General features: G+C 39.3%; 14 protein-coding genes. 11 read left to right on the forward strand and 3 right to left on the reverse strand.

Annotation, left to right across the window (positions count from 1 at the left end; genetic code table 11):
• Positions 1 to 127: 127 nt before the first annotated feature.
• Entirely contained in the window at positions 128 to 769 is a 642-nt protein-coding gene (locus MLE13_RS02905; RefSeq protein ID WP_240747963.1) for a pentapeptide repeat-containing protein, read from the reverse strand.
• Positions 770 to 837: 68 nt separating this feature from the next.
• The gene (locus MLE13_RS02910; protein ID WP_240747964.1) at positions 838 to 1,527 is read right to left on the reverse strand and encodes a universal stress protein; all 690 of its coding nucleotides are present in this window, start codon (positions 1,525 to 1,527) and stop codon (positions 838 to 840) included.
• A 318-nt stretch (positions 1,528 to 1,845) separates the two neighbouring features.
• Between MLE13_RS02910 and MLE13_RS02915 the strand changes: the two genes are divergently transcribed.
• From MLE13_RS02915 to MLE13_RS02965, 11 genes are all read left to right on the forward strand, one after another.
• Positions 1,846 to 4,248, forward strand: coding sequence for a Na+/H+ antiporter subunit A (locus tag MLE13_RS02915; RefSeq protein WP_240747965.1), 2,403 nt, complete (start codon positions 1,846 to 1,848; stop codon positions 4,246 to 4,248).
• Positions 4,235 to 4,657 carry a Na(+)/H(+) antiporter subunit B gene (locus MLE13_RS02920; protein WP_008498308.1) on the forward strand — a complete coding sequence of 141 codons (423 nt, stop codon included), beginning with the start codon at positions 4,235 to 4,237 and terminating at the stop codon, positions 4,655 to 4,657. The genes MLE13_RS02915 and MLE13_RS02920 overlap by 14 nt, the downstream gene beginning before the upstream one ends.
• Positions 4,658 to 4,660: 3 nt before the next feature.
• Positions 4,661 to 4,999 carry a Na(+)/H(+) antiporter subunit C gene (locus MLE13_RS02925; protein ID WP_240747966.1) on the forward strand — a complete coding sequence of 113 codons (339 nt, stop codon included), beginning with the start codon at positions 4,661 to 4,663 and terminating at the stop codon, positions 4,997 to 4,999.
• Positions 4,992 to 6,476 carry a Na+/H+ antiporter subunit D gene (locus MLE13_RS02930; protein ID WP_240747967.1) on the forward strand — a complete coding sequence of 495 codons (1,485 nt, stop codon included), beginning with the start codon at positions 4,992 to 4,994 and terminating at the stop codon, positions 6,474 to 6,476. The genes MLE13_RS02925 and MLE13_RS02930 overlap by 8 nt, the downstream gene beginning before the upstream one ends.
• A gap of 30 nt (positions 6,477 to 6,506) precedes the next feature.
• Positions 6,507 to 6,992: a Na+/H+ antiporter subunit E gene (locus MLE13_RS02935; protein WP_240747968.1), complete on the forward strand. Its 486-nt coding sequence runs from the start codon at positions 6,507 to 6,509 to the stop codon at positions 6,990 to 6,992.
• Complete coding sequence (locus MLE13_RS02940) at positions 6,989 to 7,273, forward strand: Na(+)/H(+) antiporter subunit F1 (RefSeq protein ID WP_008498305.1); 285 nt, start codon at positions 6,989 to 6,991, stop codon at positions 7,271 to 7,273. Before MLE13_RS02935 ends, MLE13_RS02940 begins: the two co-directional genes overlap by 4 nt.
• On the forward strand, positions 7,251 to 7,601 hold the full coding sequence (locus MLE13_RS02945) for a Na+/H+ antiporter subunit G (protein ID WP_240747969.1): 351 nt from the start codon (positions 7,251 to 7,253) through the stop codon (positions 7,599 to 7,601). The genes MLE13_RS02940 and MLE13_RS02945 overlap by 23 nt, the downstream gene beginning before the upstream one ends.
• 211 nt (positions 7,602 to 7,812) lie before the next feature.
• Complete coding sequence (locus MLE13_RS02950; RefSeq protein WP_240747970.1) at positions 7,813 to 8,508, forward strand: DUF1538 domain-containing protein; 696 nt, start codon at positions 7,813 to 7,815, stop codon at positions 8,506 to 8,508.
• Positions 8,505 to 9,233, forward strand: a complete 729-nt coding sequence (locus tag MLE13_RS02955; RefSeq protein WP_240747971.1) for a DUF1538 family protein — start codon at positions 8,505 to 8,507, stop codon at positions 9,231 to 9,233. Before MLE13_RS02950 ends, MLE13_RS02955 begins: the two co-directional genes overlap by 4 nt.
• Positions 9,230 to 9,937: a P-II family nitrogen regulator gene (locus tag MLE13_RS02960; RefSeq protein ID WP_240747972.1), complete on the forward strand. Its 708-nt coding sequence runs from the start codon at positions 9,230 to 9,232 to the stop codon at positions 9,935 to 9,937. Before MLE13_RS02955 ends, MLE13_RS02960 begins: the two co-directional genes overlap by 4 nt.
• A 195-nt stretch (positions 9,938 to 10,132) precedes the next feature.
• Positions 10,133 to 11,323, forward strand: a complete 1,191-nt coding sequence (locus tag MLE13_RS02965; protein WP_240747973.1) for a CDP-glycerol glycerophosphotransferase family protein — start codon at positions 10,133 to 10,135, stop codon at positions 11,321 to 11,323.
• 69 nt (positions 11,324 to 11,392) lie between these two features.
• Here the strand turns inward: MLE13_RS02965 and MLE13_RS02970 are convergent, their stop codons facing one another.
• The gene (locus MLE13_RS02970; RefSeq protein WP_240748275.1) at positions 11,393 to 12,148 is read right to left on the reverse strand and encodes an exodeoxyribonuclease III; all 756 of its coding nucleotides are present in this window, start codon (positions 12,146 to 12,148) and stop codon (positions 11,393 to 11,395) included.
• Positions 12,149 to 12,240: the final 92 nt, after the last annotated feature.

The raw sequence follows: 12,240 nt of genomic DNA on the forward strand, positions 1-12,240 counted from the left end.
TCAAAACTGTCGGGGTTTTTATAGTTATTCGAAAAATTATCTCATTTCATTTCGCTTCATTCAAGGATATGATCATTCAATAATTGTTCCAGGAGACCACGACTCATTAAAATTTCCTTCTATAATATTAGTCATTTGCTATAATCATTCCCATTTGACGAGCGAAAGCGATTGCTTGGTCCGTGGAGACGGTGCATCCTTGAAGTTTATCTATCGACACTTGAATGCTTTCAAACGTATTGGTGCTAAGGTCGATTCCTTTCAGACTTGTTTGCGTAAAGTTAATGTCATTCATATCGCACAACCGAAATTCGCTGCTCTTTAGTTCCATTTCATAAAAGTCTGCAAACCGCATAGAAGAAGAAACAAAGCTCACAGTATTGCATAAGGTAAAACCAAATGTGGCATAGTTTAAAATACATTCTTCAAAAAGCGTATGACGAATTCCTGCTTCTGCAAAATTAGCCCCCATCAATTTGGAGTTCCGAAATTCAGTTCGATGAAAAACTGCACGACTCATGTCCATATTTGATAAATCGCAATTTAAAAAAACCACATCAACAAACTCCGAACGTGGCCAACTGGTTTCAAGAAAAGTGACGTTTTCAAATACAACTCTGTCTATATGTAGCGCTTCCTCTATATTCAAGTCAATAGTTTCTTGTGAAATTCGGCAATTGCTTATGTAATGATCATCCAATGCTTCAACAAAAGACTGCATCTCTAATTCTTTTGGGAGCAGTGGTGTTAACCTTTTCGTTTTCCTCATGACGTACCCTCCTCCTACATACAAAAAAGACTGCCCCAATGAAGAAGCAGTCTTTTGTTGTGGTGTATTTATTTTTTCACTAATTCTTTCCCTAAACATTCATCAATGATTTCAGGCAATTCGATTCGATCTTCTGTTACTTCAACTTGATATATCTTATTGTCGTGCATGAATTTAAAGATTCCGTTATCAAAATCGGTACCGATTTCTTTAAAGAAAATCCCTTCAAGCTGACAATTTTTCGATTGTGTAAAGTTGACCTTGTAACTATCGTCATCTTTCATCAAGTAACAGCGTACACCTTTTTCAAACTCGTCACCTTCAACGCCTTTAACTGTGCGCGCTACGGAAACAACATGCAAGTCTACAAATGGAATTTCACGAAGCAACAAGTTCAAGAATGAACCTTTTGTGATTTCTTCCCATCTACTTCTCGCCGTCTGTCCCATGACAATTTGCGTGATATTGCAATCATGCGCAACATCCCCGATGACTTTTGCAGTCGGGCGTTTTTCATTATCACGAACAATAAATTCCTCAGCATCATATTCTTCAGCAAGCTCTCTCCATCTTTCAATATAAGAGATTTTTTCAGCATCAAACTCATCAACAGACCTTGAATCTACCGTTAAAATATACAACGGACAATCCAGCATAGTAGCAAGCTTATTACCCCGATTGATCAACCGTTCACCATTCGGCCCGTAAAAAACACATACCAAAATACTTTCATCCATTCGTCCTCTGATTTTTTTCATCTATGTTCACCTCACTGAAAATATAATCTATACATCGACATTCAAAACTATGAAATTATACTTCTTCCAATAGAGGAAATCAAGTGTTCCAGGCTTTCTCGGAGTTTTTAGTCAGCTCACGCTCTATAGATTCCCCGTCGGCATTAGCTGACAAATGAAAATCAGACTGATTTCCTGTATAATTTAGATTGATTGCTTTACGAACCCTTACTATAGTACAAGACGGGCCAAGCGTAAACCTTTTGTCCTCATTATATACCCGCTTCTTCACTTTTACATTTAAAATTACTTAACTAGTCTAATACAGGAGGTTTTGCTGTGTACCTATTGATCTTGACCATTCTAATCCCTTTTTTCTTTTCTGCCCTTATCCCGCTTATACATAACCGAGTTGGATCAATTCACCTTGGCTGGCTCGTACTGCTTGTTCCGCTTGTTTTGTTTAGCATTTTCACAGCCCAAATCCCCGCTATTTCTAATAGTGATATATTGATGCAAACTGTTCATTGGATTCCTTCACTAGGCATTAACTTTACCGTTTACCTTGACGGTCTCAGTTTAATCATGGCTTTACTAATCACGGGTATGGGAGCTCTTGTCGTTCTCTATTCTATCTACTATTTATCACCATCCGATTCTTTTCCGCATTTTTACGCCTACCTACTGCTCTTTATGGGCGCAATGTTGGGGATTGTCTTATCTGATAACCTCCTTGTATTGTATGTCTTCTGGGAATTAACTAGTATTTCTTCTTTCCTATTAATTGCTTTTTGGTACCATCGTAAAAATTCACGTTACGGAGCACAGAAATCATTATTGATTACAGTGTTTGGTGGATTTGGCATGCTCGCTGGATTCTTAATGTTGCACTCTATGACTGGAACTTTTAGCATCCGGGAAATTATTGCTACGATTGCCCAATATACAGATCATGCACTTTTTTATCCAGCAATGTTCTTAATACTGCTTGGTGCATTTACTAAATCGGCACAATTCCCTTTTCATATATGGCTACCCGATGCAATGGAAGCACCGACACCTGTCAGTGCTTACTTACACTCAGCCACAATGGTTAAAGCCGGTATTTATCTAGTTGCCCGCTTTACTCCAATTTTTGCTGGCAATGCCGCTTGGTTTTGGACAGTTACACTTGTCGGCCTTGTCACCTTATTCTGGGGAGCGTATTGCGCTGTCCGACAAACCGATTTAAAAGCGCTTCTAGCTTATTCAACAATTAGCCAATTGGGCTTGATTATGAGCTTATTTGGTCTTGGTTCAGCAGCTTTGCACTTTGGTGATGGTGAACAAGGAGCATTATACGGTTTAGCTATTTTTGCCGCCCTTTTCCATATGGTCAATCACTCCACATTTAAGGGTGCCCTTTTCATGGTAGTTGGAATTGTCGATCACCAAGTCGGAACACGCGACATACGGCGATTGGGAGGATTAATGGCCGCTCTTCCAATCACCTTCACATTTGCTGTGATTGGTAGCTTTTCAATGGCTGGACTACCATTTTTAAATGGCTTCTTAAGTAAAGAAATGTTTTTCACAGCTTCAGTTAATGCGGCAGGACTTCCTGTATTTGGCGCACCAACATGGGGGTTAGTCATTCCAATTATTGCGTGGGTCGCTTCGGTATTCACTTTTGTGTACTGTATGATTTTCGTATTCCGCACCTTTTTTGGGACACCTCATTTGAAAAAGGCCGATAGAAAACCCGTTGAACCAACGTTAGGGATGCTCGTTTCTCCAGCTATACTTTGCGTATTCATTATTGGCTTGTTTTTTGCGCCAAACTTGTTGGGCGACTATTTATTGAGACCTGCATTGAACGGCATACTCCCAGGAATTTCTGGTGCTACTCCTCATATTTCTGCATGGCACGGTTTTAATACAGAATTATTTATGACCTTAGGTATTGTCGTTATCGGAACAGTTCTTTTCCTTACTTTACGCAGTTGGATTAAAATCATCCGCCTTCAACCAGCAGGATGGACTTTCACCGCTGTTTACAACTCATTTCTGAAGAATTTGAAAAAAGCATCTAACTGGATTACTACGCATTATATGACAGGCCACTTACCTTCTTATTTTGCTTATATCTTTATGTTCTTTATTTTAATAGCTGGAGGCACTCTCATATACACCGGAGCACTATCCATTGATTTGACTTCAGACTCGCCTATTAGTGTTTATGAAGGTTTGCTTGCAGCGGTGATGGCGATTGCGGCAATTAGCATCCTGTTTGCTAAGTCACACCTTGCTGCAATTTTATTGAATGGGGTTTTAGGCTTTTCAATCGCTATTTTCTTTGTTCTCTTCCGCGCACCAGATTTGGCACTAACACAGCTTGTTATCGAAACCGTTACAACTGTATTGTTTCTGTTATGCTTTCTTTTTTTACCGGAATGGACAGCGGAAGACTCGTCAAAACGAACAAAACTTCGAAATGCCCTGATTGCTATCGGTGCTGGCGTGACCATCACGTTAATCGGCTTGACCGTCAATAGCGGAAAGTTATTCGACAGCATTTCAGGTTATTTTGAAAATTCCTATGAACTTACGGGTGGAGACAATATTGTCAATGCGATTTTGGGAGACTTCCGAGCCTTTGATACGATGCTTGAATCTCTTGTGTTGTTTATTGCTGGTCTCGGAGTCTATACATTAATTCGCCTAAAGCTTGGAAAGGGGTCCGGAAAAGATGAACATCAATGATGTGATATTAAAAACGGTATCAAAAGCTGTTGTTCTAATCATTTTAACATTCGGCATTTATTTGTTTTTTTCCGGACATAATCAACCAGGTGGCGGATTCATTGGTGGTTTAGTTATTGCGTCTGCTTTTGTATTGATGTTCTTATCCTACGATTCAGAAACCGTCAGTGAGGCATTGCCGATCGATTTCAAAAAACTTTCTGGGCTTGGCGTATTACTCGCCATGACGAGCGGAATAGCGCCAATGTTCTTAGGCGGTGCTTTTCTAAGTCAAAGTTTCGGATATTTTGATTTGCCGATTTTCGGAAAAACCGAATTGGCCACTGTTACCATATTCGAAGCCGGTATCGCATTAACTGTAATTGGCGTTGTCGTGAATATTATTCTTAGTATAAGTGAGGATGAGTAGCCTGTGGAATCATTGATCATTGTTTTGGTCGGCGTCCTTACCACGGTCGCCATCTATCTTGTTTTATCCAAAAACGTCGTTCGCGTCATATTAGGGACAGCCATTTTATCTCACGCAGTCCACCTTCTCATCTTATCGATGGGTGGTTTAAAACTTGGAACTGTCCCATTACTCGGAGAAGAAGCCGTCAATTATGTAGATGCCTTGCCTCAAGCCTTGATTTTAACGGCCATTGTCATTAGCTTCGCTGTTACGGCATTTATACTTGTCCTTGCTTACCGTGCCTATCAGGAATTGGGAACCGATAATTTAGGGGCTATGCGAGGTTCTGATGATGAATAATATATTAGTTCTTCCAATGCTGCTCCCGATTATTGTAGGTGTTTTACTTATATTCCTACGGACTTACGGTCGAATTCAAGCTTGGATCAGTTTAATTGCCATGGCATTAACCGCTGGTATTTCAGGATATCTTCTGCAAAAGGTTCAAACAGACGGTATTATCCGACTGGACTTTGGTGGATGGGAGCCGCCTTTTGGCATCTTATTTGTCGCTGATTCCTTTGCTGTTTTGCTCGTACTGACGTCTAGTATTATTACGGCTATTTGTTTGAGTTACGCTCTTATTTCTACTAGCAAAGAACTGCAAACCATGTATTTTTATCCCACCGTGCTGTTTCTTATAGCCGGTGTTAATGGTTCTTTTTTAACCGGTGATTTGTTTAATCTATTTGTTTGTTTTGAAGTGATGTTATTGTCCTCTTATGTATTACTGACTTTAGGTAATTCCAAACGGCAACTGCGTGAAGCGATTAAGTATGTTTCCATTAACATCGTTTCTTCTTGGTTTTTCTTAGTTGCTTTAGCGTTTCTTTATGGAGCTATCGGCACTTTAAATATGGCGCATTTGGCGGACCGTGTTGCGGAAGTGGGGCAAACCCCATTACTAACTACCATCAGTATCGTCTTTTTAATTGTTTTCAGTTTAAAAGCCGGCTTGCTTCTTTATTTCTGGTTGCCAGGCTCTTATAGTTCGCCACCTATTGTCACCTCTGCCCTTTTCGGTGCATTGCTGACCAAAGTCGGCATTTATGCTCTATTTCGTGTTTTTTCACTGATTTTTCACCATCAGCCAGAAATCACACATACTGTCATCGGCATTATGGCTGCACTGACCTTAATTGGCGGAAGTCTCGGAGCGATTTCTTTTAATGATCTTCGCAGCATTGCCGCTTACAACGTTGTCGTTGCAGTTGGATTTATATTAGTCGGATTAGCCATTGCAACGCCCGCTGCAATTGAAGGGTCTATTTACTACATCATCCACGATATGGTAGCAAAAGCTCTGCTATTCCTACTTATCGGGACCATGATTACATTAAGCGGCACGTCAAAAATGGCAGGTATGAGTGGTCTTATGAAAAACTATCCTTTACTAGGGTGGTCCTTCTTTATTGCCATGCTATCACTTGCCGGTATTCCTCCGCTCAGCGGTTTTATCGGTAAAGTCCTAATTTCGAGTGCTGCTATCGACAACGGTTCGTATGTATTGTTGGCATTGTCCTTACTATCAAGTATTTTTGTCCTTTACTCTTTGCTTCGTGTTTTTAAGAATTGCTTTTGGGGCGAAACCATTGTTAGTAAAGAAGAGCAGTTGCCATTACGCAGAGGTGTATTAATCCCGTGCTTAGTATTAGTCGGTTTAACAATTCTTATCGGCTTGGGCACAGAAATTATGTCTCCTTATGTAACCGATGCTGCAGAAACATTAGTAAACCCTAGCGTTTATATTGATGCTGTATTAGGTAAAATCCAGTAATCCACCATCTATTGAAAGGAGTGAATTAGAGTGCCGGCTCAGTTTCTATTAAATATGACGATTGCGTTCTTATGGACTTTGTTGATGGATGAAGATGCTTTTTATGCCACAACTTTTTTGACGGGTTACTTAATCGGAATCGGAATTCTTTTCTTGATGCATCGTTTCTTTGGAACAAAGTTTTACTTATTGCGTTTGTATTCCACTATTAAATTATTATTTATTTTCATTTCAGAACTTTTCCAATCCAGTCTGCTAATTATGAAACAAATTTTAAGCCCACGACTAAAAATAAAACCCGGTATCTTCACTTATGAACATAGTATGGAAGGTGATTACGAACTAACGACACTTGCACTTTTACTAACCTTGACCCCTGGTTCTGTTGTTATGGAAGTATCGCCTGACGGAAAAACTTTCTATATTCATGCAATGGATGTAGAAAGTTCTCGAGATTCTGTATTAAAGTCTATTAAGGTATTTGAAAAAGCAATTATGGAGGTGACGAGAAATTGATTGATACAATATTGACGATTGCCCTCTCTCTTTTTATCCTAGCCATCATTTTGGCATTGTATCGCATTATCCGCGGTCCCTCCATGCCAGACCGCGTAGTAGCACTGGATATGATTGGCGTGAATCTGATCTCAGGTGTAGCTGTATTTTCCGTCGTTCTCAGTACACACGCATTTCTCGAAGTCATCCTAATTGTTGGGATACTGGCATTTATCAGTACCCTTGCGTTAGCGCGCTTTGTTGAAAGGGGCGATATCGTTGAGCATAAACATAATCGGTGAATATTTCGGGGTTTTCCTCATTTTAATCGGCAGTATGATGGCGGTCATTAGTGCGATCGGAATTATTCGGTTGCCAGATGTTTACACTCGTTCACATGCAGCTACTAAAAGTTCCACGTTGGCTGTATTGTTATCATTGTCTGGCACATTTATTTATTTCTGGGCAACAGAAAACTTTATCAGCGTTCGACTTCTGCTCGGTATAACGTTTGTCTTTTTAACAGCTCCTGTATCAGGTCACTTACTAACACGAGCAGCTTATCGATCGAACGTTAAACTAGCCAACGCTTCCACAGAAGACGCACTGGAAAAGTTATTTAAGAAATAAACAAATGCTCTATTCATAAACTATAGACATACTCGTTTGATTCGAGTTGTTTGTAGTTTTTTTAGTTAGAGAAATTCGCTCCGAACAATTTCGATAGAACAAAGCCAATCAACTATAATTTAAACGACGTTTTTTTATCAATAAAGCAAAAGTTTACCAAAAATAGAGATAGGGAATAGTGAGAGAAAAAGAGTTTAAGAAGGGATAATCGATGGAAAATGTGAGAGACACTTTTAAAGAAGTTGCCGCCGCAATCCTTCCGGTTACCACCGTTGTCATTTTATTGCAGCTTATTTTTATCCGAATTCCTTTTGAAGCGTTAATCCAGTTTCTTATTGGGGTCGCGTTTGTTAGCGTTGGGTTTTTCTTATTCCTTATAGGTGTGAATGCCGGGCTCTTGCCCATTGGCGAAATGATCGGTAGAAAACTTCCCAGCACAAAGAAAGTCGGTTTTATTATCGCAACAGGGTTTTTGCTTGGGCTTGTAGTAACAATCGCAGAACCCGACGTCCGTATCCTCGCAAAACAAATCGAAGAGACGTCTGAAGGGACTGTCAGTGCCCCAATCCTGATTTGGTCGGTCTCACTTGGACTCGCTATCTTCGTAGCATTAGCGATGGTTCGCACCATCTTTAGAATTCCTCTCCATTACTTGCTCTTCGGTGGTTATACCTTAGTTTTTCTATTATCTTTTTTTGTTCCAAAAGATTTTATCGCGATTTCGTTCGATGCAGGAGGTGTGACAACAGGCCCAATGGCAGTTCCTTTCATTTTAGCGCTCGGGATTGGTGTTGCATCTGTTTTGCGCCTCGAGACTGAGAACTCTGGTGAGAAATTCGGGTTAATCGGCCTTGCATCTATCGGTCCTATCTTGGCAGTTATGTTGCTGGGGGTGTTATTCAGGTGAACATCCAAATTTTCCAAGGATTTCAAACGGTCATGCTAGAAGTGAGTATTGCGCTACTTCCTTTGTTGGTGTTTTTTGCAGCTTTTCAAATCTTCTTGTTAAAATTACCTAAGCAACGCGTCCTGCAGGTTGGCCTTGGGTTTATTTTGACCTTTTTTGGTCTTTCTTTTTTTATCCAAGGAGTTCATGTCGGCTTTATGCCTATTGGAACAATGATTGGAGAAAGGCTAGGCAGTCGAGATTATAAGTGGGTCTTAATCCCGATTGGTTTTGTCCTTGGCTTTTCTGCTACTTTTGCTGAACCGGCAGTTAGTATTATGACAGATGAAGTCGACCAAGAAACAGGCGGTTATATTTCTCGGAAAATGATGCTTTACACGTTATCCATGGGAGTCGGCATTTCTATCGCCTTATCCATGTTACGAATTTTGACGGGTTGGTCGCTTTGGTATTTCATCATTCCTGGTTATTTATTGGCCTTTATACTGGTGTTTTTTTCAACCCAAACTTTTATTGGCATTGCTTTTGATTCAGGAGGAGTCGCAACCGGTCCTATGACAGTCACTTTTCTTGTTGCTGTCACCGTAGGGATTTCTTCTGTTATTAAAGGGAGCGACCCAATGACTGATGGTTTTGGCATGATTGCTCTTGTCGCTCTTACTCCAATCATAGCGGTACTTATACTAGGCATAATTTTCACTAAAAAAGGTGGGAAAACCAAATGATTCTTAATCATAGATTAATGATCGCCATCGTTAAAAGAGGCCAATCACGCGATGTAATTGCTGCAGCAAAAAAAACTGGAGTAGATGGGGCGACTATTATATACGGAGAAGGAATGGGAAGAAACGAAAAACCAACGTTTCTCGGCTTACCTGTAACTCACGAAAAAGATATTATTCTATTTGCATTAGATGGCGACAATGAAACGGCTATAGCAAAAGCCGTATCTTCAGCAGGCAGCTTGGGTAAGTCTGGTCACGGTCTTGGATTTACAATTCATTTGAGTAAATTGCTCGGAGTACCCCACCTATCCCATCGTCAAGACGATCGGAAAAGAAAGAGAGGTTTAATCAATTTGGACTCTGAAATGACAGCTTTCCAACTAATTGTAACCATTGTAAATTCAGGGGATTCTGCAGCTGTTGTGAAAGCTGCTGCAGAAGCGGGTGCAGAAGGCGGCACCATCTTAAATGGCCGCGGGACAGGTGTCAACGAACAGCAAAAATTTATGAACTTTACCATTGACCCTGAAAAAGATATCGTACTTACATTAATCCCCAATAGCTATGCTGAAAAAGTGGTTAAAAGTATTGAAGAGGCTATTGATTTGAACGCTCCTGGCAAAGGTATCTCTTTTTTAATTGATGTGGAAAATGTATTTGGTGTTAACCACTCTTCTTTAAGAAATCAGAAATCGGATGTCTAACTCACTAAATTCAGACCTCCGTAAATAGGTCTTACAAGCCGATATGCCTTGATGGCTCGCCGGCTTTTTCTTACGTGCGTTCAATGCGCTAATTGCCCAAGTAAACCTCAATAATTTACATGAAGTCAAAATAGACAAAGTACACATTATATGAAAAACTAAAGAAATGATAACTAGCAGAAAGCAGGGTTTTAAATGAGTGTAGAGTTAAAGGAAAAAGGCCGTTTAGATGCCTTAAGTGTATTTTTTAAAGTGTCAGCTGCCTATACCCTGTCTTTGTTTACGAAAAAGAAAGACAGAAAGAAAATTGTTTTGATAGGAGGAAATCTAGGGGAAAAATATGAAGATAATGCCGCAGTTTACCATAAATACTTACTAAACAACCATAAAGAACAAGTGACTGCTTACTGGATGTATGATCCGAAAACCACGTATGCCAAAGATCAAAAAATCGAAAATGCGGTACCGCTTGGGAGCTTTAAAAACTATTTACTTTTTTTCCAAGCTGACTATACGTTTCATGGACATTCTCTTCTTTACGATATCGCTCCAGCAGCAGATAAATTTCTTTTTCTTAACCGCAAAACAATCATTACTCACATTAGCCATGGTATTGAAGGATTTAAGAAAATACTCATTCAAAAAGAAGATATTCCTTTATTAAAAAGAACCGATTATTTTAATTGTGCTTCTCAATATGAATACAACTTAAAGCTACATGAATGGAAAATGCCCGAGCATAAATTGATTATCACAGGTTTTCCTCGGTTTGATCGGTACCCGCCTCAACAACCCGCTAAAGAAGTTAAAAATATTTTGATGATGATGACTTGGCGCGAATGGCTTTTCGACTTAACAAAAGAAGAATTTATCGATAGTCCTTATTTTAAAACTACGACTGGTTTACTGCAGCATGAAGGCATTCAAAAACTGTTAGCGGAACATGACATTCGGTTAAATATTGCGCTGCATCCATTTATGAAAAAATTTGAAGGCTATTTCACAAATCTATCTAACGATGAACAACGTGTTACATTCCTCGATTTCAATAAACAAACAATTGCGCAATCCATTGATCAAAACGATATGTTATTAACGGATATCACAAGTGTATCGTGGGATTTTCTTTACTTAAATAAACCGATTATTTTCTATATGTTTGATCAACAAGAATATTTAGAAAAACGTGGAGCCTATTTAAACATGGATACCGATCTATCTGGGTATAAAGCAAACTCTATCGACCACGTTTACGATTACTTAAAAAAAATAGTCGAAGAAAAAATCACTTGGAATGAATGGTACCCAAAAGCAACCGATTATTTCGATTACTTCGATCAAGACAATTGTAAACGTTTGACTCATCGTGTCATGAATTTACAATAGTTCCACGTGAAACTATTAAAAACCAAAATAAAAGGACGCAGAAAAGCGGTATGCTTTTCTACGTCCTTTTTAATATTCTACTTGTAACTCGACAGGGCAATGATCAGAACCCCATATATCTTTGTGTATTTTCGCACTTTGAAATTTTGGTGCTAGTCGTTGAGATGCTAAGAAATAATCGATTCGCCATCCCACATTTTTCTCGCGGCAGTTAGATCGGTACGACCACCAAGAATAATGTCCTTCTTCTTCAGGGTAGAAATGACGGAACGTATCAATAAATCCACTTTCTAAAAACTGCGTCATCTTCCCACGTTCTTCCGGGGTGAAGCCAGAATTCTTTTTATTAGCTTTTGGATTTCTCAAATCGATTTCTTCATGTGCCACGTTTAAATCTCCGCATAAAAGTACCGGCTTATGATTGTCTAGTGACTTTACGAATGACAAAATAGCCTCTTCCCACAATAACCGATAGGCCAAACGCAACAAGCCATGCTGAGAGTTTGGCGTATAAACGGTGATTACATAATAATTATCGAATTCTAGTGTAATGATTCGGCCTTCTGTATCGAGCTCTTCTAAACCCAATCCGTATTGAATCGATAACGGCTTTTGTTTTGTAAAAATCGCGGTACCTGAATATCCTTTTTTATGAGCATAATTCCAATACATATAATAACCAGGAAGGTCCATTTCGATTTGTCCTTCTTGTAATTTAATTTCTTGCAAGCAAAATACATCTGCATTTACTTCAGTAAAAAAATCCATAAAGCCTTTTTTCATAACCGCCCGAAGGCCGTTAACATTCCACGAAATCAACTTCAACATTTACCCCTTCTTTCTCTTTTCTCAATTTTAAACGAAGCTTTACTTAGACTCAACAAATCGCTAGTAGCTACTCAATATATGTAAAATTT

This window comes from Planococcus halocryophilus (assembly GCF_022489025.1).
Taxonomy (GTDB): Bacteria; Bacillota; Bacilli; order Bacillales_A; family Planococcaceae; genus Planococcus; species Planococcus halocryophilus_A.